General features: G+C 40.8%; 16 protein-coding genes and 1 pseudogene. 4 read left to right on the top strand and 13 right to left on the bottom strand.

Translation table 11 applies throughout. The features are described 5' to 3' along the window. Positions 1-101: 101 nt before the first annotated feature. Positions 102-2,594, top strand: coding sequence for an SF1B family DNA helicase RecD2 (gene recD2 / locus K6V43_RS03695; protein WP_222381738.1), 2,493 nt, complete (start codon positions 102-104; stop codon positions 2,592-2,594). Positions 2,595-2,711: 117 nt separating this feature from the next. Then, on the top strand, positions 2,712-3,407 hold the full coding sequence (locus tag K6V43_RS03690; protein ID WP_024404023.1) for a hypothetical protein: 696 nt from the start codon (positions 2,712-2,714) through the stop codon (positions 3,405-3,407). Positions 3,408-4,144: 737 nt separating this feature from the next. On the opposite strand, the gene K6V43_RS03685 is transcribed toward K6V43_RS03690, so the two are convergent. From K6V43_RS03685 to dinB, 5 genes are all read right to left on the bottom strand, one after another. Next, positions 4,145-5,029, bottom strand: a complete 885-nt coding sequence (locus K6V43_RS03685; RefSeq protein WP_222381735.1) for an LPXTG cell wall anchor domain-containing protein — start codon at positions 5,027-5,029, stop codon at positions 4,145-4,147. A 451-nt stretch (positions 5,030-5,480) separates the two neighbouring features. Next, a complete protein-coding gene (locus K6V43_RS03680; RefSeq protein ID WP_222381732.1) occupies positions 5,481-6,401 on the bottom strand; it encodes a PfkB family carbohydrate kinase in 921 nt (306 codons plus the stop codon). A gap of 97 nt (positions 6,402-6,498) precedes the next feature. Next, the gene (locus K6V43_RS03675; protein WP_222381730.1) at positions 6,499-7,125 is read right to left on the bottom strand and encodes an NAD(P)-dependent oxidoreductase; all 627 of its coding nucleotides are present in this window, start codon (positions 7,123-7,125) and stop codon (positions 6,499-6,501) included. A gap of 265 nt (positions 7,126-7,390) precedes the next feature. Beyond that, entirely contained in the window at positions 7,391-7,810 is a 420-nt protein-coding gene (locus tag K6V43_RS03670; protein ID WP_222381727.1) for an Rrf2 family transcriptional regulator, read from the bottom strand. Between the two features lie 42 nt (positions 7,811-7,852). After that, on the bottom strand, positions 7,853-8,920 hold the full coding sequence (gene dinB, locus K6V43_RS03665) for a DNA polymerase IV (RefSeq protein WP_024391744.1): 1,068 nt from the start codon (positions 8,918-8,920) through the stop codon (positions 7,853-7,855). 237 nt (positions 8,921-9,157) lie between these two features. Here dinB and pflB point away from each other — a divergent pair, with 237 nt between their 5' ends. Next, a complete protein-coding gene (gene pflB, locus K6V43_RS03660) occupies positions 9,158-11,503 on the top strand; it encodes a formate C-acetyltransferase (RefSeq protein WP_024396948.1) in 2,346 nt (781 codons plus the stop codon). A 162-nt stretch (positions 11,504-11,665) separates the two neighbouring features. Here pflB and K6V43_RS03655 read toward each other — a convergent pair whose 3' ends face one another. Together K6V43_RS03655 and K6V43_RS03650 are read right to left on the bottom strand one after the other, a co-directional pair. Then, complete coding sequence (locus K6V43_RS03655; protein WP_222381724.1) at positions 11,666-14,635, bottom strand: DEAD/DEAH box helicase family protein; 2,970 nt, start codon at positions 14,633-14,635, stop codon at positions 11,666-11,668. Positions 14,636-14,660: 25 nt separating this feature from the next. Next, the gene (locus tag K6V43_RS03650; protein WP_222381722.1) at positions 14,661-15,566 is read right to left on the bottom strand and encodes a DNA-binding protein; all 906 of its coding nucleotides are present in this window, start codon (positions 15,564-15,566) and stop codon (positions 14,661-14,663) included. Between the two features lie 318 nt (positions 15,567-15,884). Between K6V43_RS03650 and K6V43_RS03645 the strand changes: the two are divergent. Then, positions 15,885-16,004: pseudogene (locus K6V43_RS03645) on the top strand (putative holin-like toxin); the annotation flags it as partial. Positions 16,005-16,242: 238 nt separating this feature from the next. On the opposite strand, the gene K6V43_RS03640 reads toward K6V43_RS03645, so the two are convergent. The 6 genes from K6V43_RS03640 to K6V43_RS03615 form a co-directional block, all read right to left on the bottom strand. Beyond that, complete coding sequence (locus tag K6V43_RS03640; RefSeq protein WP_222381719.1) at positions 16,243-17,040, bottom strand: DUF2971 domain-containing protein; 798 nt, start codon at positions 17,038-17,040, stop codon at positions 16,243-16,245. A 24-nt stretch (positions 17,041-17,064) separates the two neighbouring features. Beyond that, positions 17,065-17,490 (bottom strand): hypothetical protein, encoded by a 426-nt coding sequence (locus K6V43_RS03635; protein ID WP_222381717.1) that lies wholly within the window; start codon positions 17,488-17,490, stop codon positions 17,065-17,067. Positions 17,491-17,492: 2 nt separating this feature from the next. Further along, positions 17,493-18,719: a restriction endonuclease subunit S gene (locus tag K6V43_RS03630; protein ID WP_222381714.1), complete on the bottom strand. Its 1,227-nt coding sequence runs from the start codon at positions 18,717-18,719 to the stop codon at positions 17,493-17,495. After that, on the bottom strand, positions 18,712-20,817 hold the full coding sequence (locus tag K6V43_RS03625; protein WP_222381711.1) for an HsdM family class I SAM-dependent methyltransferase: 2,106 nt from the start codon (positions 20,815-20,817) through the stop codon (positions 18,712-18,714). Before K6V43_RS03625 ends, K6V43_RS03630 begins: the two co-directional genes overlap by 8 nt. Before the next feature lie 221 nt (positions 20,818-21,038). Beyond that, positions 21,039-21,848: a LysM peptidoglycan-binding domain-containing protein gene (locus K6V43_RS03620; protein WP_222381708.1), complete on the bottom strand. Its 810-nt coding sequence runs from the start codon at positions 21,846-21,848 to the stop codon at positions 21,039-21,041. Between the two features lie 84 nt (positions 21,849-21,932). Then, a complete protein-coding gene (locus K6V43_RS03615; protein WP_261311768.1) occupies positions 21,933-22,145 on the bottom strand; it encodes a phosphopentomutase in 213 nt (70 codons plus the stop codon). Positions 22,146-22,298: the final 153 nt, after the last annotated feature.

The raw sequence follows: 22,298 nt of genomic DNA, 5'->3' as shown, positions 1-22,298 counted from the left end.
TATTTTAGCCCGAACCTGCATATTTGGAAGTGAGGGGAACTCTTTTTGGTCTATGCGAGTTCTTTCCCACTCCCTTTTCACTATTTTAGGAACTATTTTCTATGAATGAAGTTTATTTTACCGGTACTATTGACCGGATTATTTTTGAAAATCCTAGTAATTTTTATAAAATCCTTCTCCTTGAAATCGAGGAAACTGACGCAGAATATGACGACTACGAAATTATTGTGACCGGAACGATTGCCGATGTCATCGAAGGAGAAGACTATCGTTTCTATGGCAATCTGGTCACCCATCCCAAGTATGGTCAACAGCTGCAAATTTCGCGTTACGAACGCAGCAAGCCCACTTCTGCCGGACTTGTCAAATATTTCTCCAGTGACCATTTCAAGGGAATTGGACGCAAAACGGCTGAAAAAATCGTTGAGCTCTATGGCGAAGATACCATTGATAAGATTTTAGCTGAACCAGAAAAATTGACCCAAATCACAGGCCTATCAAGCAAGAACAGGCAGGCATTTGTCGAAAAACTCCGCCTCAATTATGGAACCGAGTTGATCTTGGCAAAACTAGCCGAGTATGGCATTCCCAATAAATTGGCCTTTCAAATCCAAGACCAGTATAAGGAAAAAACACTCCAGATGATTGAAGAAAATCCCTATCAACTGGTTGAAGACGTCCAAGGGCTCGGTTTCACCATTGCCGATAGGATTGCGGAAAACCTGGGAATTGCCAGTGATTCACCCCAACGCTTTCGAGCTGGCATGCTCTTTAGTCTCATTCATCGCTCCATGGAAACAGGCGATACCTATGTGGAGGCCAGAGACTTGCTGGAAGCTACCCTTGAACTGCTGGAAAAATCCCGCCATACAGAGCTGGACCCTGCCGCAGTTGCCCACGAGTTGACGGGACTGATTGCAGACGACAAGGTACAGCAAGAAGGCACAAAGATTTTTGACAACAGCCTCTACTTTGCCGAACATGGTATCCATAAAAACCTGACCCGCCTGATGGGGAAAAATGGTTTCAAGCCCTTCCCACGCGCAGACGTTGAGGCTGCCATAGCAGAGCTTGAAAGCATGTCTTCCCTGACCTACGATGACATTCAAAAAGAAGCCATCGTTCAAGCCATTACAAATCCGCTTTTCATTCTGACCGGCGGACCAGGGACTGGAAAAACAACGGTTATCAACGGTATTATCGCGGTCTATGCCATCTTGCATAAGATTGACCTGACTCGCAACCGAGAAGAATGCCCTGTCCTCCTAGCCGCTCCAACTGGACGAGCAGCCAGACGGATGAATGAATTGACAGGTTTGCCTTCCGCCACCATCCACCGCCATCTCGGTCTGGTAGAAGGACAAGAAGAATCCTACCGTGATGATTATTTGGAGGCCGACTTTATCATCGTGGATGAGTTTTCTATGGTAGATACTTGGTTGGCAAACCAGCTCTTCCAGAACATCTCCTCCCAGACCCAAGTTCTGATTGTCGGAGATGCGGAGCAATTACCATCTGTCAGTCCCGGTCAGGTCCTAGCTGACCTCTTGAAAATTGACAAGCTTCCGAGCATCACTCTGGAACGCATCTACCGTCAATCCGATGATTCGACTATTGTTACCCTAGCCAGCCAAATCCGCCAAGGAGCTCTACCTAGCGATTTCCGTGAGAAAAAGGCTGACCGCTCCTATTTTGAAGCGCAAAACGAACAAATTCCAGCCCTGATTGAACGCATTGTCGGCGCAGCTATCAAGTCAGGTATCCCTGCAAACGAGGTACAAATCCTCGCCCCCATGTACCGTGGGGCCGCAGGCATTGACCAACTTAACACCATGACCCAGGCCCTGCTCAATCCCCTAGAAGACGGAGAGCTGGAATTCCTCCACAACGAGCAAGCCTTCCGCCAAGGCGACCGAGTCATCCACCTAGTCAACGATGCCGAGGCCAATGTCTTCAATGGTGATTTGGGCTACATCACCGACCTTCTGCCTGCCAAGTATACCGACTCCAAGCAGGACGAGATTACCATCAACTTCGATGGTAGCGAGGTCACCTATCCCCGCAATGAGTGGTACAAAATTACCCTGGCCTATGCCATGTCCATCCACAAGTCCCAAGGTAGCGAGTTTCAGGTTGTCATCCTTCCCATCACCCGCACCAGCCACCGCATGCTCCAGCGCAACCTGGTCTACACCGCCATCACCCGCTCCAAGAGCAAGCTCATCCTCCTAGGCGAAATCTCCGCCTTCGACTACGCCGTCAAAAACGCCGGCACCCTTCGCAAAACCTACCTGGTCCCACGTTTCCAAGGGGAAATAGCAGAGCAGGACAGCAAGGAAAGCCTGACTGAAAACAATGAAAGTAAAACATCCATAGCCACGCCAACCCAGCCACCTGCTCAATCGGATAAGCCAAAACAAACAGAGCCAGTAACAAAAAACAGCCAGCAATTGTCCCTTCTTGACCAAGACCAGCCAGAAAAAGCAAGTCCCCAACCCAGAGAATTTATTCTGACTGTGGACAACCTGCTAACCATCGATCCCATGATTGGTATCCAGCAAACAGATATCGAGGAGTTTTTCAGCTCTAAGTAACAAATATATTTCTTTTGTTACAAAAATATTACAAATATTACAAAATTATGTTGACGGACTTGTTTTTATTTGCTATACTCTATTTATAAATGGAATGTATAAACGGAGGTCAGTCAAATGAAAAAGATATTCAACTACTCAGTATTGTTGCTTTCTGTAACCTGCCTTTTAACAGCTTGCGCATCAAAAACGCAAGAAAGCCAGGTAACTCCTTCATCAAGTAAAAGTGTAGAGCTTACAACAAAAACCAGCGACACCCTCTCGAGCTCTACCTCAATAGAAGCTACAGCCGAAACAAGTACTTCAGCAGGACAATCTCAACAAAGTGAACAAACACACAGTTCACAAACACAAGAAAACGTACTAAGTAGCCAAACTACCCAGACACAGCTACAGACATTGCCAGCTACAGGTATTCCAAATGAATTAGTTGGAAAATGGCAAGGGACTAGTCTTCAAGCACGGAATATAGAAGTTACTGTCAACTCTGATGGTACCATAACTACTTATGAAGATTTTCGTCTAAGCGAAGACGAAGAAGGCGACTACCTCATTCAAACATATACTGCATATATTACCGATTTGGTAGAATACTCTCCAAACCACTATATTATTCGCGGTGCCGAAGGCGAGTATTCTGCCCTCCTTCCAGGAATCACTGGATTAGGGGGCCGTATCGCACCGGGATTTATCCTAGAGGATGGACAATTCAAAGTCATTATGTGGGGAAATCCTGCAGATCCAGAAGTAGAAGCTACATATGATTTCATATCAGAACCTCATATCTATACTGTACTTAGCAAGATTGAATAAATATCCCTCATGAATCAATGGAGCACATAAAAAACAGGCTAAGCCTGTTTTTTATGTGCTCCAATAACAGATCCCAACATGATTCTGATGCTTAATGTACATCAAAATTAGGATATCTCAAAAAGTTATGGGACAATTGGAGATTAAGTGGATAGGCAAATAGCCCTGTACCCGCTTCTCAGAGTTCGACCTTCCACCCCTCATCTTTAATTCCTATTACTTTTAATTGACTGAAAGCCTTTCGTTTACCAAAGTTCTTGTCAAGGAATGACTGTATTGAAATAAAAAATGAAGTAGCTAGGCTCAAGTCCAAAGCCACTTCTCAAAGTTGCTGATGGGAGTGGGACAGAACTCGACCAATCTAAAAAGAATTCCCCTCACTTCCAAGCAGTTGGCTCGGGCTAAAATAGTCCACTGGACTGTTAAGACACAAACTTCATTTGTTTTATTTCCTACCTCTAACAATCTCCCAGATTGTTAGAGCAATCAACCACTGCGCTGAGATGTTGACACGAACTCTGTGAAGTGGCCCTGGGCTTTTTCCCCAGCCTCAGACGTTTCATCGAAATGAAAAAGTAATAGAGCTTTATCATCGGCCTAACGTCGCAAACACACTTCTCTATACTTCCAACCTTCAACTATCTCCCAAATAGTTGAAACTAGGTTACTTTTGATTTTCGAAGAGTATAATACTTCTCATAACATCAGAAAAGAGGGCCTCACGACCCTCCTATGCATTATTTTCTTTTTTTCAAAAGCGCTGCAGATCCCAGAAGCCCCAAACCACCAAATAATGACAGTAAGGTTACTGCATCACCGGTTTCTGGAAGTGAAGCTTTAGCAGTTTTTGCTTCTGCAGTCTTTGTTTCAGTAGCCTTATCTGCCTTAACAGCAGGTTTTTCTACTTTTTTATCGACTACTTCTTCTTGCTTATCAGATGGGTTTTCCGTTGATTTTTCTGTCGAAGTTTCAGAAGGAGTTTCTGTTGGCACTTCAGCAGTACTCAATGTAGAAGGGTCTATAGAAGGAAGCTCTTCAGCTGTAGTACCTGGACCATTTGTGTAGAGATAATAGTCACCATCTTTACCACCAATTTTAACAGTTGGTAAAGCTTCCGCAGTTGGGGCTTCAATAGGTGTATTTTTAAAGTACAAACCATTTTCATCCAATGCAATTGCAACCTCATCCAATACTGGTGCTGTTACTCCTTCACCATTCACATGAATATCAACCGTACTTGGATCTAAAGTTGGTAATTCGGAACTTGAAGTTACTCCCTCGCCATTTGCATATACATAAGGCTCTCCATTTTCAAAACCAAGTTTAACTTCAGGTAACTCCGCTGTTACTCCTTCACCATTCACATGAATATCAACTGTACTTGTATCTAACTCAGGCTTGTAATCAGAATTTAAAACACTGCTACCCTTTGCAGTTAATTCTCCAGTATCTAGATTAAAAGCCGGAACTGGATCAGCATAAGCACCTGTTCCATGTGCTGTAATATTTGCAACTTCGACTTCTTCAGCTGATACATTTACAGCTCCAACAACAGCAAGGGCTGCTAAAGACAGTAAGCCAACTGAAGTTGCCTTAAATAGACATGTTTTTTTCGCTGACATATGATGCCACCTTCCTTTTAAAAAAATTATTTACATTATTATTAACACCTAAAATGAAGTAATTTTTTCAATAAAAACATTAAGCATTCCACACAAGTATAACTTTCTATATCATTATATACCTTGGAGAGTTTTCTTGTCAAATATTTTGATGCATTTAAATCTTTGTTTTTTGATCTGCTATAATGCTTTATTTTTTGAATATAAACATCCCTATTAATATTTCCACAAGTATGATCATTACAGAATAAATGAGAAGTTCTTCTAATTGTCAACTTTTTTCATTTTTTCTCAGTCCAGATTACTTGATATTCATCGATAGCAGAAAATCTCCTTTTATATATGCAAATTGCATATTATTTCTTATTTAGGATAGTAAAATCAATTCAAATAATTTAGAAAGATGATTATAAGTTTGGAGTCATTTCAAAATGGATGAGAAGTTTAGTTTCTAAACCTCTTCAAAAATTATCTGATCAAAGATCGCTTCAAACTGTTCAGACAATACCTCTGGAAAATAATTCAAACAATTAGCTGTCGCAAAGGCTGCCGCTTCTTTCAAAAAGATTTCTGGATCTTGATTTTGACTAATTCCCTTGACAAGCAAGCCTAGGTAGAAATCCCCTGCCGCAATGGGATTGCGTGTTTCTTTCTTTGGTGACTGGATACGAAAGAAGCGTTGACCAATTTTTGCCAGACTACCTCTGCCTCCCATGGTAATAATGATGTTCTCATGAGGGGTTACATCTTTCAGAATTCGTAAAATATCCTCAGGACTTTCCTCATCTAACTCTGGATATATTTCTTTAAGCTCTTCATTATTGATTTTGATAAGGGCTGGGCGAGCTTGATAAGCTGCACGTAAAGCAGGTCCACTGGTGTCCACTATGGTCAGAACCTCTGGGTATTTTTCAATAAACTGCTGAATATAGTCATCCGGCATCCCCTTCATCAGACTGCCTGAAAAGACTAGGATGTCGCCAGCTTGCAGGCTATTTTCAATCTGCTGAGTGAATTGGTTGAGCAAATCCTCTGTTAGTTCAAAACCTTTTTCATAAAATAGTACTACATCGCCTGTACTAGTTTCAACATAGATATTACACGTCCGAGTATTCTGGCTATTTTCAACCACGCGCAGAGCATTTCCACTATCAGCATTAAGCTCCTGAATATAGCGACCAATTTGTCCTCCCAAAATAGTATGAATGATGTAGTCTGTCACACCGTTTTCACGGAGGGCATAGGCCACGTTGAAGCTTTTTCCACCAGGATAATCCCTCACTTCAGTCGGTCTCAGGGGAATATTCCTTTCAATTTTTTCAACAAGTAGCGTACGGTCCAAAGCTGGATTGGGACAAATCAAGTGAATCATGGCGGTCTCCTTTTCTATTTTTATATTATTATACTATATATAAACGAAAAATAAAAAGATAATTCCGAAGAGAACTATCTTTTTAAGGTCCTTTATTTTATGCAAATACCGAAATACGTTCTTGCTTGTATCCACCTTTTTCAGCAATATCAACCAAAGCCACCGCATAGTCGGTATAACTAATATAGCTTTCACCTTGGGCATTGACTTGGAAAACCTCGCCAACAAGGGTATAGGTACCTGTCTTTGGACCTTCCGCATCAAAATCGGCTGCAGGGCTGATATAGGTCCAATTGATAGCTGTTGCCTGGCGGTAAATGTCTAGACCAGCACCCATAGCCTCAGCGATTGGCAGGTATTCCGCAGGGAAATCTGGAGTATCTTTCAGCATAGCTGTCTGGCTCTCATCTAAATAAAGACTGCCTGCACCACCTACAATCAGCAAACGTGTTGGAGTGTCGTTTAACAATGAAACTAAATGATTGGCCAATTGAGAATGTCCTGGTAGAGTTTCTGGCGTCCAAGCACCAAAGGCATTGACTACTACATCAAATCCCGCCAAGTCTTCCTTGGTCAAATCCAAAGCGTCTTTTTGGATCACTTCTTGAGCCACACTCTTGTTTTCAGAACGGACAATAGCCGTCACCTGGTGACCACGTTCTACTGCTTCCTTTGCAATAGCTTGACCTGATTTCCCATTTGCAGCAATAATAGCAATTTTCATAATAGTTACCTCACGATTAGCTGTAATGTTTTTGTTTACAACGATAGTATAACGCAAGTTTGTTGTAATTTCAATAATTACAACTTTTTAAATTAAAAAAATCATCAAACTGATTAATACTCAATGAAAATCAAAAATAGCCTAGGAAACGAAGCCGATGATAGAACTGGAGTTCATCAAGGCAAGTTGACAACGGATAATTTTGATTTTCGAAGAGTATAAATTAAAAAAATCATCAAACTGATGATCTTTTCATTAAATATAATTATAGTTCCGCCAGTAAATCAGCAATGGTCGACTGTGCAACTTCTCTTTCCAAAGCTGCCTGCGCATCTTCTAAACGATGATCTAAGAGGGGATGGATTTTCCTCCCTACTCGACAAGAGGGATTAGGTTGCTCATGAAAAGCAAATAATTGCCCCTTTTCTCCGAATAATTCAACAGCCTGATAGACATGCAATAGGGTGATTTGTTCTGGTTTTTTAGCCAAATGTGCCCCACCGACACCGCGTGCCACTTCCACTAAGTTAGCTTCTTTTAACTGGGATAAAATATTTCGGATAACAACAGGATTAACACCAACACTTCCAGCAATACTGGCACTAGTCTGTTTTTCCTTCTCCCCCTCTAAAGCTAGCAAAACTAAGATATGGCTAGCAATGGTAAATCTACTTGAAATTTGCATCTTTTCTCCTTTTTCTCAGTCTATCACAGTCCGAATCAGAACTCAAGCCTGAAAGTTTGTGACTGTCACTCCTAACAACCGGATACCTTTTTCAACTTGTCCAATCTCTTCAATCAATTGGCGAACCTCTTTTTCAATGATATCTAACTGGTCGGTGTATTCATCAAGACTATGGCGTTTGGTCAGTGTAGAAAAATCACCATAACGCACCTTTAACACAATTGTTCGGCCCTTTTTTTCATTACGCTCCAAGCTACTAGCAACCCGTTGACAAAGACTGGTTAACTCTTTCAGTACATCCTCATCTCGATAAAGTAATTTCCGATAGGTTCTTTCCTTACCAATAGATTTGCGCACTCGATCCACCTTAACAGGAGAATTGGAAATTCCCCTCGCCTTACGATAGAGGTCAAACCCGAAACGACCGAATGTATCAATCAAAACCATCTCTGGTACATCTAACAGATCCTGCCCTGTGTAGACCCCCATATCATGAAGTCGTTCTACAGTTTTCTTCCCAACACCATGAAATTTTTCAATCGGCAAGGATGCCAATACACCCACAGCCTCTTCTGGTAAAATCAAGGTCAATCCATGTGGTTTTTCCATATCCGAAGCAATTTTTGCCAAAAATTTGTTATAGGAAACACCAGCTGAAGCTGTCAGATGCAACTCATTCCATATGTCGTATTGGATGAGTTTGGCGATTTTAACTGCCGAGCTAAGGCCTAACTTATTTTCCGTCACATCTAGATAGGCCTCATCAATGGACATGGGCTCCACCAAATCAGTATAGCGATGAAAGATTTCTCGAACCTGTCGCCCAACTTCTTGGTATTTTTCATAATGACCAGAAATAAAAATAGCCTGCGGACAACGTTCATAGGCTTCTTTTGAGGACATAGCCGAATGAATCCCAAAGGCACGCGCCTCATAATTACAAGTCGACACTACGCCTCTTCCGCCAGACAGCCTAGGGTCTGCCCCAATAATAACAGGCTTTCCTTTCAACTCAGGATTGTCCCTTACCTCAATGGCAGCAAAAAAAGCATCCATGTCTACATGAATAATTTTTCTAGATAAATCATTGATTAAGGGAAATACTAACATGGTTACTCCTTTACAATTTAGATTATACCGCAATCAGCTGCTAATGAAAAGAAAGCTACTCTGAACAGATTATCCAAATGACTCTATTTAAACATCTTGCACGTACCTATATCTACATGAAAACGATTGAAAGAATTTTCACAAACTTTCACGAGTCTGAACCTTGAAGTAAGTGCTTTCAAGTGCTATAATAAGACCATACCGGTATTAACCGAAATGTTCAAAAGGAGAACCCTCATGTCAACAAAAGTAAAAACAAAAAATGTTACTGAAGACATTTTCGCCCAAGCCTGGGAAGGCTTCAAAGGTACAGATTGGCAAGATAAAGCAAGTGTAACTCGCTTCGTTCAAGCCAACTACACTCCATATGATGGAGATGAAAGCTTCCTTGCAGGCCCAACTGAGCGTTCACTTCATATCAAGAAAATTATTGAAGAAACAAAAGCTGGTTACGAAGATACTCGTTTCCCAATGGATATCGACCGTGCGACTTCTATCGCTGATATTCCAGCAGGTTTCATCGATAAAGAAAACGAACTCATCTTTGGTATCCAAAATGATGAGCTCTTCAAACTTAACTTCATGCCACGTGGTGGTATTCGTATGGCTGAAACAACTTTGATCGAAAACGGCTATACTCCAGACCCACTCCTTCATGAAATCTATACAAAACACGCTACAACTGTAAACGATGGTATCTTCCGTGCTTACACAGCTGACATTCGCCGTGCTCGCCACTCACACCACGTTTCTGGTCTTCCAGATGCATACTCACGTGGTCGTATCATCGGTATGTACGCTCGTTTGGCACTTTACGGTGCAGACTACTTGATGGAAGAAAAAGTAGCTGACTGGAATGCCATTACTGAAATCGATGAAGAGTCAATCCGCCTTCGTGAAGAAATCAACCTTCAATACCAAGCTTTGCAACAAGTTGTACGTTTGGGTGACTCATACGGTGTAGACGTTCGCAAACCTGCAATGAACACTAAAGAAGCTATCCAATGGACAAACATTGCTTTCATGGCTGTATGTCGTGTTATCAATGGTGCTGCTACTTCACTTGGTCGTGTTCCAATCGTTCTTGACATCTACGCTGAACGTGACTTGGCTCGTGGTACATTTACTGAATCTGAAATCCAAGAATTTGTTGATGACTTCGTATTGAAACTTCGTACAGTGAAATTTGCTCGTACAAAAGCATTCGACGAAATCTACTCTGGTGACCCAACATTCTTGACAACATCTATGGCAGGTATGGGTAACGATGGTCGTCACCGTGTTACAAAGATGGACTACCGTTTCTTGAACACACTTGACAACATCGGTAACTCTCCAGAACCAAACTTGACAGTTCTTTGGTCAGACAAACTTCCATATTCATTCCGTCGTTACTGTATGGCAATGAGCCACAAACACTCTTCTATCCAATATGAAGGTGTAACAACAATGGCGAAAGATGGTTATGGTGAAATGTCATGTATCTCTTGCTGTGTATCTCCTCTTGATCCAGAAAGCGAAGACCAACGCCACAACATTCAATACTTTGGTGCTCGCGTAAACGTCCTTAAAGCCCTTCTTTCAAGCTGGAACAACGGTTACGATGATGTTCACAAAGATTACAAAGTATTCGACGGTGTTGAACCAAATACATCTGAAGTATTTGACTACGACCAAGTGGTTAAGAACTTTGAAATTGCCCTTGACTGGTTGACAGATACATATGTTGATGCCATGAATATCATCCACTTCATGACAGATAAATACAACTACGAAGCAGTTCAAATGGCATTCTTGCCAACTCACCTTCGTGCTAACATGGGCTTTGGTATCTGTGGTTTCGCAAACACTGTTGACTCATTGTCAGCAATCAAATATGCACAAGTTAAACCAATCCGTGATGAAGATGGATTTATCTACGACTACGAAGTAACTGGTGACTTCCCACGCTATGGTGAAGACGATGACCGTGTAGATGATATTGCGAAATGGCTTATGGAAGCATTCTTCACTCGTTTGAACAAACATAAATTGTACAAGAATGCTGAAGCTACTGTGTCTATCTTGACAATCACTTCAAACGTTGCTTACTCTAAACAAACTGGTAACTCTCCAGTTCACCGTGGTGTATTCCTCAATGAAGATGGTTCTGTGAACACTACTAAGGTAGAATTCTTCCCACCAGGTGCCAACCCAACTTCTAAAGCTCGTGGTGGTTGGTTGCAAAACTTGAACACCCTTTCTAAACTCAACTTCAAACATGCCAACGACGGTATCTCATTGACTACTCAAGTTTCTCCAAAAGCACTTGGTAAAACATTCGACGAGCAAGTAAACAACTTGGTAACAATCCTTGATGGTTACTTTGAACAAGGTGGTCAACACGTTAACTTGAACGTTATGGACTTGAACGACGTTTATGAAAAAATCATGGCTGGTGAAGATGTTATCGTTCGTATCTCTGGATACTGCGTAAACACTAAATACCTCACTAAAGAGCAAAAAACTGAATTGACTCAACGTGTCTTCCACGAAGTTCTTTCAATGGATGACCACGCTGCTGAAGTTTCAGGTCAAGCTTAATCAAACAAACACGAAAGGACTTGCACATGCAGGTCCTTTTTACTATGTCTAAAAATCTTCTAAGTGCTGCGGAAGGATAGTAAATCTTCGGAAGGATGCACCGCAGATTTTCGGAAGGATACAGAACCAGTTCATAAAAAAATCCCTGTTCAACAGGGATCATCATTTGTCATCCTTCAAACTTCTATAAACATCGTCTATAAAAAGCTTGGCAATTCTCTTTTTAAAATCATCGTTATTAAGCAGGACTCCAAAAAAATCTTGATTTTGCATATAACCCTCAGTCAAAGCATTGTCAATCTCATCCTCAAAAGAAAACTCGAAATCTTCACGAGAATTTACCTTAGCAGACTGCTTGAGTTTCTCATTTTTCTTCATGAGTTCACGAATAGAAACTGCTCCGCTAACACCGATTTGAGGGTCAATCGTCAAATCAAGTTGCTCATTGATTTCATCAATAATCTCTGAAAGACGTTTTTCCTGTTCTTCATCAATAGGTCCGATTTTAGGTTTATTAAGCGAAAGAGTGTATTCCCCTTCCAAGTCAGCTACGGTATGGACACCTGTTTGCTTATGCTTCATGTAGTCAACTACGATCTTATCCGCAATGGTAAAATCTGTCCCTCCGAGTGTTACATCAATTTCCTTAACAAGTGCTTGAATATAGTTATAACGTTCATGCAAAACCTCATTTTGATAGGCAGTCGCTTGAATCAGGAAAGTGTACATTCGAAGAAAACCTCGGAAAACTTTTTTGATTTCCAGCTGCTCCTTTTCATCAAATTCCTGAACACGACTGTAACCTTTATTCAACAATGCTGTCATTTTTTGTTTGTCCCGACTAGAGCGTTTCTCTTGATAAAGGAATTGATTAAACTCATGGATAACATCACTGTCAAGAATGCCATATTCGTCTATCTTACGCACCAAGTCAAATACATCACTTGGCGTAATAGTTTCTGATAAAATCGTTTCCTTATAGTAAGGAGCAAAAGCCTTGTTTATATCCTCATAGGTATTTTTAAAGTCTAGTACAAAAGTTTTCTTATTGTAGCCTCCCACAATACGATTGAGGCGAGATAGAGTTTGTACAGCTGCTACATCTCGTAACTTTTTATCTACATACATAGCCACCAATTTCGGTTGGTCAAAACCTGTTTGGTATTTATTGGCCACAATCAAGACCTGATAATCATCTGTATCAAATCTCTCTTTAAGCTTGTCTTCCGCAATTCCGTTCATCAGAGCCTCAGTATAATCCTGATCATCCATACTCACCTTACCTGAAAAAGCAACTAAAGCTCCAATACTGGTGATATGATGCTCTTTGAAATAACGTTTAAAGGACTTTTGATACTTGACTGCTGCTTCACGACCCGATGTAACAATCATAGCTTTACCTTGACCGCCCAACTCAGCCATAATGTCATGACTGATGAAATGGTCCATGATGATTTCAACTTTCTGGTCAATATTTTCATCCGATAACTCGATAAACTTGGCAATCTTTCTCTTGGCAAGACCTGTTTTAAACTGAGGATCCTCCTCAACAGCCTTGTTCAATTTATAGTAAGTCTTGTAAGTAGTATAGTTATTCAAGACATCCAGAATAAAGCCTTCCTGGATAGCTTGTTTCATAGAGTAGACATCAAAAGGACCTTTTGAACCATCTGGTAGGGTTTTTCCAAACAACTGGAGAGTTGTGGCTTTAGGTGTAGCTGTAAAAGCGATAATCGAAATGTTATCTTGCTTTCCTGTCCGAGCGATTTCTTGTTCGATGGCATCCGCCACTGAAACTTCCTGTACCTCTTCAATCGTCCCGTCTTCAACATCTGTTTCTGTCAAAACTTGACTGACAGCACTCATATAGGAACCCGTCGTCGAACTGTGGGCTTCATCAATCAGAATGGCAAATCTTTTCTGGGCAGTTGGACCAGCTGTCATCCAATCAGACTTATTGATTTGGGCGAATTTATGAATGGTTGTTGCGATAATCTTGGTATTTCCAGCCAAGGCATCCGCCAAGTCACTGGAAGTCGCCTTGTCATCCATCACCTTGATAACCCCAGGCTGATGCTGGATAGCCTGAACAGCGTCCTGTAGTTGTCTGTCTACAACAATCCTGTCTGTCACAATCAAGACCGTATCCACAATATTTCGGTCTTCTTGGTCGTGCAGACTGACCAAACTATGTGCCAACCAAGCAATCGTATTGGTCTTGCCAGACCCTGCCGAGTGTTGAATCAGGTAATTTCTATCGGTGTGATTGACCTTCATATCCTCTAGGACACGGTTTACTGCCCGTCTTTGCTGGTAACGCGGGAAAATCAGCGTTTTCTTGCCTTTTTTATCCCGATCAACCTTCAAAAAGATAAAGCGTTCAATCAACTGAAGAATACTATCCTTTGTTAGCACTTCCTTCCAAAAATAGGCTGTGTCTGGACCAGACTCATTGTGCGGATTTCCAGCCCCCTGGTCAACCCCTTCACCTTTCCCCATATTGAAGGGAAGGAAATAGGTATCTTGCCCCTTGATTTCGGTCGTCATGTAGACTTCCAAGGTATCTACTGCGAAAGAAGCTAAAACGCCCGCATTAAACTTAAACAAGCGATTTTTGCTATCTCGCTTTTTTAACTGACGAACGGCATCATCTACCGATTGACCGCTGGAATTAAGCTTCAACTCAATCGCAAAAATAGCTAGGCCGTTCAGAAAGATAACCAAGTCTACACGTTCCTTATCCTTGTAGACAACCTCTTCCATAACTGTAAAACGATTTTGCTCATACCGCTTGACTGCCTTGGCATTAAAGGAAGTGGCAGGCTTGGGATAGACCAGTTTTAGTTGTTTATTTTCAATATAAACCCCTGACTTCAAGGCGAAGAGAAGACCTCCCTTGATAATTTCTTGGTTAATCAAGTTGAGAATAACCTCTTTGTCCAACTTCTTCAAGAGATAGTCCATCTCGTCTTCTTGGGTTGCTCGCAGAAACTCCCACAAGATGTCTGTATCCATTGCCAAGCGTTGATTATACTTGCTCTGCGGTCTGTGAGTAAAACCATTTTCTATTTCTAAATCCGTGATAATCCACTGCTGAAAATCATAACGTTCTGTAAGGTCAAAATGAGCCATAGGTATTCCTTATTCTTCCTTGTACTTACTCTACATCATCGAGGGAGAGGATAGACAGATACATATCCAATCTCTCGTTCAAATAGCGGGCAAACAAATCTTCCATTGCTGACAAGCTTCCCTTAGCATGGAAGTCATCAAAGGCTTGATAATAGGCTAATCGGTCTGAAAATTTAATATCAATGGGAGGGTAGCCAGCCTTCATCAGCTCCAAGTTGACCAAGAGCCGACCAGTACGACCATTTCCATCAATAAAGGGATGAATACTTTCAAAGGCAATGTGAAAACGAGCCATCTTGGTTACGATGTTTTCCTGACTTTGAGCATAGTCCACCAGCCACTGCTCCATCAAGGGACGAATCATAAATGGCTGGGCAGGTTCGTTTGCAGCACCCATGATACGGACGGGCACCTTTCGATAGACACCCCTATCATCCTTCTTATCGGACAAAACCAGATAATGAATATCCTTTACAACCTGCTCCGTCAAGGGCGTATCTTCTGCCACCAAGGTCTGCACGTATTCAAAGGCCTCCCTATGACCAATAGCCTCAAGGTGATCCTTCAAGGGTTTCTGGTCAATGGTCAACCCACGCAAAACCATGTCCGTTTCACGCAGAGTCAGGGTATTGCCCTCAATGGCATTAGAATTATAAGTGAACTCCACTGTAAATTCTTCATTGAGCCGCTCAACCTCTCCTCTGGTCAAGGGACGAAGCGTCGCTAACCTTTCCATCTTTTCATCAATCAAGGGCAGGAGGCTTTCCACCCTTTTATAACGACCATCAACTGGCTTTGGGGTATCTTGGGGAATCTTCCAAAAACGTCCCTCACGGATAGCCCCCTTCACCTTTCCCTGACTACACAAGTCACGAACACGGCGGTCTGAAATCCCCCAAATCTCCGCCGCCTGCTTGACAGAAATATACATAGTACACCTCTCCCTTCTAACCGAAACAGTCTTGTTCCTATTACTATTATAGCACAGTTCGGAAGGATAGACGACAAACGGAAGGATGTTTAGCAGATTTTCGGAAGGAAAGGGATAGCGTAATAATTTTGACAGAATAATCAATCATCAAAAATTCATCTATTTCCTATATAGGTATGCTATAATTATTTATGCAGAAGAGTTTCCCAAATGGGAGGGGAGGTTTTATGTTTCTGAAGCATAATAACTTCTCAAAGACGGTGGCTCTAATTTCTGAAAGGTAGGTGGTGCCTATGGGCAACTCATCAAAATCTAACAGAAAGGAGCAGATTGTTGTCCGTTTACGAGACGATGCAACTGATGCTGGGATTCGGTAGTTTCCTACTTTCCCTTATTGGCTTAGTGATTATCATCGTAAAAATGAGCAATAAAAAATAACCGTCTAAACTTTGACCGGTTGACGATTATTTTTTAGTAATTATAAAACTAGTCACCGTCTTAAACGGTTCTGCATTGGGTAGTTGTGAGTGCAACTACCCTTTTCTATTCTCATTATAACCTAACTAGGAAAAATAGTCAAACGAGGTCCTATTTGGCAGTCAGAGCTCCTAATTTAACTGGTGCTTATTCTAATACGGTTTGGAAGGCTAGAGGAGAAAGGAAGGATAGGTCTTAATTATTGAATTTGTAAAATACTTTCAGTGTATTTTACATTTGGTGCGTATTTATCTAGAATCATTTGCAACATTTCTTTCTGAGCATCTGAGCACTTAGGACCTGTCAGTACCGAGAGTTTTTCAAATATACTTTCATTCAGTTTAATGTCAATGTGTGACAGTAAGGGCTTTTCTTCTCTTGCTCTACTCATCATTTTTAGATGAGCTTCCATATCGCGCCTATCTAATATCTCCATATGATCTTTAATTGTCCAGGGAGTCAACATTACCTTGAACCTAGTTTCCTTTTGAAAATCCCATGCTGTTGGTTTGAAAATCCCAATTTGGGTGTAATCAACCCTCTCTTCATAATTCTTTTCATCATATTCATACCTTGAATAGACATTCGGAATTAGAAAGCTCTCGTCATCTGTATAAATCACTTCTTTGTAAATTGGTTTATACGGTGGATTACTTCCCATTATTTCCATTTTTTCTGGGATAAGCGAACTAGAAATTTTATCCTCTTTATCATCAAATTTATACTCAATTAAATCAAAAATATCATCTACACTATCAAATTCAATGCCTATTCGAATACCAGTCATATCTCTAGAGTACATACTCCACTGAGGGATTGATTCTTCTTGTATTTTTGTCCAACAAGAAACATAACAATATTCTGCTAAGAAACCATAATCGCTAGTTTTTGACTCATATAAATCATCCACCCGCCCCAAACTGGTAAAGCGTAATGTTTTGTACTTTAAAATATATAGTAATGTATCTAACGATGTATAATGATAAATTTTAGTCAATCGCTATTCTCCTTTTAAACTTTACTAGTAACCTCGGTAAGCATGAAGTCTATCTGACAGCTCCTCATTGAGTTTTATGAATGTCATTAGATATTCTTCAGTTATCTCAAATTGTACTCCCGATTTTTTACACTTTGTTGCTATTACTTGTTCGTCATTAGATGATGTAATCCTGAAACCATGTATAATACGATTTCTCATTTCAATAATTTCTGAAAATAAAATAGCGATTTCATCTCCAACTTTTTTAGTAATAGTTGTTGCTATAATCGGTATCAGTCTTCCCGATTCTTTATCAATCAATTCACACCATGAATATGTTAAGTCTGTATTTAAAATATTTTCGATCACAAAACCATTATTAGAACTGAATACGCTAAGTGCGGTTCCTAATAATAATCTATATCTTTCTGAAGGTAACGACTGTCTAGTTAATGAATCATCATACATCCTCACACCCTCCTTTTCCCTGTCACGTAATCATAAATCAGTGTTTGACGTTGTTTGTTGATGTTTTCAATTTGTTCTTTTTTGATAGCAATCATTTGGTTGATTTGAACCACTTTTTCATTAAGAAATTTTACTATAGACTTCTGTTCATTTTGAGATACTGGAAAAGGAATTTTAATCTCCTTTATATATTCCCAACTTGCTCTTGGCATTTTACTCCCATAGGTTGATGAATTAACATCATTCACAAAACTATCACTTTGAATTGCCCAATATAAAAATTCAAGATCCAGTATAGAATCTTTAAATATTATAAACTCTGAACTAGCAGTCCCATCAAATTCAGCTTTCCAAAATTTTCGCAAATATGGTCTCAATTTCCCAAATAAAATATCCCCTTGTTTAAAACTGATATTTTCAGTTAAATCTACCTCTGATTCTGTTTCAATATATAATCCCGTTCTAGGAGTAATATTTTCCAACCCTACGTATGAATCTGAATTTTCCGTTAAAATTTTTTCGTTCCTAGTCTGAGCAAGATATCTCAATTTTCTTTCTTCCCAATCACTTGGAATAACACTTATCCATTTATTATCAACTTCTTTAAAGGAAACGGTTTTATCCAGTCCTTTTGTGACGGTTTCGTAAATCAGGCTTTGGCGGTAGTCTTCCAAGGTCTTGATTTGCTCCTCCAGAAGGTTTTTGACCTTATCCAGCTGAGCGACTTTTTTATCAAGGAAGTCAGCAATTTTTGATTGTTCTTCTATACTTTCTGGAAAGGGCAACTTGATATTTTTCATATATTCCCAGCTGGCTCTTGGCATCTTACTTCCATACGTTGAAGAGTCAACATCATTAATAAAACTATCACTTTGGATCGCCCAAAACAAAAAGTTTAAATTCAAAGAACTTCCCTTGATAATGACAAACTCTGAACTGGCTGTTCCTGAAAATTCCGCTCTCCAATATTTTCTCAAATAAGGTCTCAATTTCCCAAATAAAATATCACCAACTTCAAAAGTAAGATTTTCAGTTAGGTCCACTTCTATTCCTGTCTGAACATATTGCCCTGTTTGGGACATAATATTTTCTAGGCCAACATACTTTTTGTAGTCAGTTGTAACAGATTTCTCCCCACGAAGTTCGACCAGATATCTTAACTTCTTTTCAAACCAGTCACCGGGAATCTCTCTTATCCACGGATTACCGCTATCTTTCATCCTAGTCATGTTTGAGGTCCTCCAAGAGTGCTTGTAGTTGGTCTTCTAGATCATAGAATTGTTTGAGCAGGTCTTCTGCCTTTTCTGGGGCTTGATATTGGTAGAAGTAGCGGGTAAAGGGGATTTCTGCTCCCAGCTTGTTTTCCTCCCACCAGTAGTGAGCATCTGGGACATGGGGATAGACTTCCCGTTCAAAATAAGCTTCCACTTCTTCCGAGAGCTTGACAATCTCAGAATCCTTAGTAGTCTTGTCATAGACGATACCGTCCGCAATCTCACCCAGCTTGTCTTTCTTCTTGGTTGTGATAACCTCAGCAGTCTTATCCATCTCACTCATAGCAAGGGCTAGAGTGTTGAGATTGGCTGGGGTCAGCTTGACTTCTGCCAAGAGTTCTTTCAGTGTGGCTGTAAAGGTCTCAAAGTTTGGATAGGTAGCTTCCGACAGACCTTGACGGAGGGCTTGGAGGATTTCCTCTTGCTTTTCCCTACCTTCTTCTAGTTTTTGCAGTTCCTTATCCTGTTTGGCTGTGCGTGGCTCCATTTCCAGTAATTCTTGGTACTTGTACTCATCAAAGAGCTTGGCAAAAAACTGGACCGACTGGACACTTTCCAGACTTTTCTCTGTAATTTCTCCACGACGTTGTAGGGGCTGCATGACCAGGTATTCTTTATAAAGAAATTCCTTGCTGTCAAAGATTTTCACACGGTCATTTTCCTCAAAGTCATAGTACCACTTGAGAATATCCTTGATATTGTCCTGTGACAGTTCACGGCGTTTTTGCCCCAGCGATTTCCGCAGTGGAACAAATTCATTGGTCGCATCAATAAACTGGACCTTGCCTTGTCTTTCTGGACTCTTATGTTTATTGTAAAGCCAGATGTAAATCCCGATTCCAGTATTGTAGAAAAATTGCCCTGGTAGAGCGATAATCGCTTCTAACAAATCATTTTCTAAGATATAACGGCGGATTTGGCTTTCCCCAGATGTCGTTCCACCTGAGAATAGGGGTGAACCGTTTGAAATGATAGCAGCTCTGCCATTTTCCTCCAACTTAGCCAAAGCGTGTAGGTGGAAGAGCAACTGAGCATCACCTGTGGTAGGGGTGTTGACGAAACGACCTTCCCTGCCTTCTGTCGACTCAAAGAGAGCCTGATCCTCCTTGACCGCTTGCTCCACTCCGTCATCCGCATCCTTACCTCCCCAAGACTGACCAAAAGGAGGGTTGGCAATGACAAAGTTCATCTTCTTGTCATAAAATGGATCTGGATCCTTGAGCGTATCCGCCTTAACAAAGTAATCCGACTCTTCCTGACGAATCAGCATATCCGCCTTGCCAATACCGTAGGTTTCAGCTAGATACTCCTGACCAAACAAGCGAACGTTGACCTTGGAATTGAGCTGTTGAATATAGCTTTTGGCAGTTGCCAGCATACCACCTGTACCTGCCGCCATATCTAAAACCTTAATCTCTTTATTGTCAACAAAAAGCTCTTCATCTGCCTCCATCAAGAGCAGGTTGACCATAAGAGCAATGACTTCCCGTGGTGTGTAGTGAGAACCTGCCTCCTCGTTTTCAGAAAAGCGGCGGATAATATCCTCAAACATATAGCCCATCCGCATAGAATCAATGGAACTTGGTGATAAATCAAGTTCCGAGAATTTCTTCACTACTGTAAAGAGACGCCCTGTACTTGCCAAGGTATCCACCTGCTCCTTAAATTTCAAATTCTCAATAATATCCTTGACTCGTTTGGAATAACCATCTAGGTAATCCAAAAAATTATCCTTGATTGCATCAGGTTCGTTCAACAAGTTCTTCAGTGTATGCTTGCTGGTATTGTAATATTTATAACCCGTGATAGACTCAAATATTTTCTCTGGCGTCGAGGGATTTGACTGATATTGAACTAACACTTTTTCCTTGGTCGGTAAAAGGGCAGCTTCCAAGCGAGCCAATACAAACATGGGAATGATGACATCTCGGTATTTATCCGCTCGGTAAGCTCCACGTAGGGTGTTTGCAATAGACCAGACCAAACTGACATCCTTACTGATGTTGACATCATTTGCTTGAAACAGAGGGAGTTTCCCTTTTATATCGACCATAATTTCTCCTAGAATAATCAAAAAATATACTACTATTATACCAAAAAATAGGACCCTACATTCAAATGCAGGTCCTTTTTACTATGTCTAAAAATCTTCTAAGTGCTGCGGAAGGATAGTAAATCTGCGGAAGGATGCACAGCAGATTTTCGGAAGGATACAGAACCAGTTCATAAAAAAATCCCCTCCCAAAATGCAATTTGAGAGAAGGGACTGTTCTTCTAATAATTGTAAATATAAGTGATTTCACCAACAGTATCCGTTGGATAGAACCAACCGCGGAAATTATCCACCCACTGCTGACCATGATAGTTCGCTTCAAGAACTTGAATTTGACCCAACTCATTCACGGCCGTTACATACGCAACATGTCCTAAGTTTCCATCATTCCATGAAATGATTGCTCCAACTTCGGGTACAGATCCAGTACGGAAACCATCACGCGCCGCATTGGCTCCCCATGATGCGGCATCCCCCCACCAGTCACCTGCCCAAGGAGCAACTTTCTGTACTCCCCAAGTACATTGACCTACAGGGTAGTTAATGCCCGGCTCATACTCATAGCCTGGTAGATAATAGCTATTTCTGCTTGTATCAGCTGATTGAGTCCATAGGGTCTGTCTTAACATCAAAATCTGTCCTGGATGCAATGAACTCTCCAGTGTTAATTGATTCTGTGACAACAATTCATTAAGGTCCAATGAAAAAGCTTCAGCAATCCCATAAAAAGAATCGCCTTCTTGAACCACATAATCTAACTGACTTGTAGCAGTTGATTGGTCGAGTTCCACATTTTCTGCTTGAGTTACACCAGGAATATCCAACATTTGACCTGGGGTAATTAGTCCATTAATTTCCATCGCATTGGCCTCTGCTAGCTGATATGGATCAATCCCATACTGCTCCGCAATAGAAAACATGGAATCTCCCTCTGCCACTACATGACTGGCAGCCTCTACACTCGATGCAACTGTTAGCGCAACAAGGACTCCTGCTAAAGACAATAAAGATTTGTAGCAAAACTTTTTCATATGACACCTCCTCATCATGATTTCATTTTACCAATATTTTGACCGGAAAAGATGTCGAAAATATTACAAATAAATGACGATTTATTATTTAGTTTTATACTCCAAATAGTTTGATATGGCTGAAAATGTTTTTGAATTTCGTATGGTTACCTGCTTGTAAAAAGGTGACTTAGCCAACTGCTTGTGGTAGGCCGTTTGTAAATAGCTATCTTCAGAGTATTTACCCCAATAGATTGCATAAGCAGAAATAGACACAATTTCGTCGCCTAACATTAAGGAGTGAATATAGTCAATCATTGTCTGCTTATCCAAACCTTCGGTGAAAAAGAGAACATCCTTTCTCGCCCAATGTCATTAAGTTAAGCATTTAAGCAGCTAAAGAAACTATTCCCGTCTGAGCAGTTGATGACAAGACGGGAATAGTTTTTGTATTTAGGGCGCACAAAAAGG

This window comes from Streptococcus suis, from assembly GCF_019794615.1.
Lineage (GTDB): Bacteria > Bacillota > Bacilli > Lactobacillales > Streptococcaceae > Streptococcus > Streptococcus suis_AI.
This window is presented reverse-complemented; position numbering and strand designations above follow the sequence as displayed.

Coding starts and splice junctions, on each gene's coding strand:
- K6V43_RS03685 (WP_222381735.1), bottom strand. CDS start 5,029: ATGTCAGCGAAAAAAACATGTCTATTTAAGGCAACTTCAGTTGGCTTA.
- K6V43_RS03690 (WP_024404023.1), top strand. CDS start 2,712: ATGAAAAAGATATTCAACTACTCAGTATTGTTGCTTTCTGTAACCTGC.
- pflB (WP_024396948.1), top strand. CDS start 9,158: ATGTCAACAAAAGTAAAAACAAAAAATGTTACTGAAGACATTTTCGCC.
- K6V43_RS03630 (WP_222381714.1), bottom strand. CDS start 18,719: ATGACTAGGATGAAAGATAGCGGTAATCCGTGGATAAGAGAGATTCCC.
- K6V43_RS03635 (WP_222381717.1), bottom strand. CDS start 17,490: ATGTATGATGATTCATTAACTAGACAGTCGTTACCTTCAGAAAGATAT.
- K6V43_RS03675 (WP_222381730.1), bottom strand. CDS start 7,125: ATGAAAATTGCTATTATTGCTGCAAATGGGAAATCAGGTCAAGCTATT.
- K6V43_RS03655 (WP_222381724.1), bottom strand. CDS start 14,635: ATGGCTCATTTTGACCTTACAGAACGTTATGATTTTCAGCAGTGGATT.
- K6V43_RS03650 (WP_222381722.1), bottom strand. CDS start 15,566: ATGTATATTTCTGTCAAGCAGGCGGCGGAGATTTGGGGGATTTCAGAC.
- K6V43_RS03680 (WP_222381732.1), bottom strand. CDS start 6,401: ATGATTCACTTGATTTGTCCCAATCCAGCTTTGGACCGTACGCTACTT.
- K6V43_RS03625 (WP_222381711.1), bottom strand. CDS start 20,817: ATGGTCGATATAAAAGGGAAACTCCCTCTGTTTCAAGCAAATGATGTC.
- dinB (WP_024391744.1), bottom strand. CDS start 8,920: ATGTTAGTATTTCCCTTAATCAATGATTTATCTAGAAAAATTATTCAT.
- K6V43_RS03615 (WP_261311768.1), bottom strand. CDS start 22,145: ATGATTGACTATATTCACTCCTTAATGTTAGGCGACGAAATTGTGTCT.
- recD2 (WP_222381738.1), top strand. CDS start 102: ATGAATGAAGTTTATTTTACCGGTACTATTGACCGGATTATTTTTGAA.
- K6V43_RS03670 (WP_222381727.1), bottom strand. CDS start 7,810: ATGCAAATTTCAAGTAGATTTACCATTGCTAGCCATATCTTAGTTTTG.
- K6V43_RS03620 (WP_222381708.1), bottom strand. CDS start 21,848: ATGAAAAAGTTTTGCTACAAATCTTTATTGTCTTTAGCAGGAGTCCTT.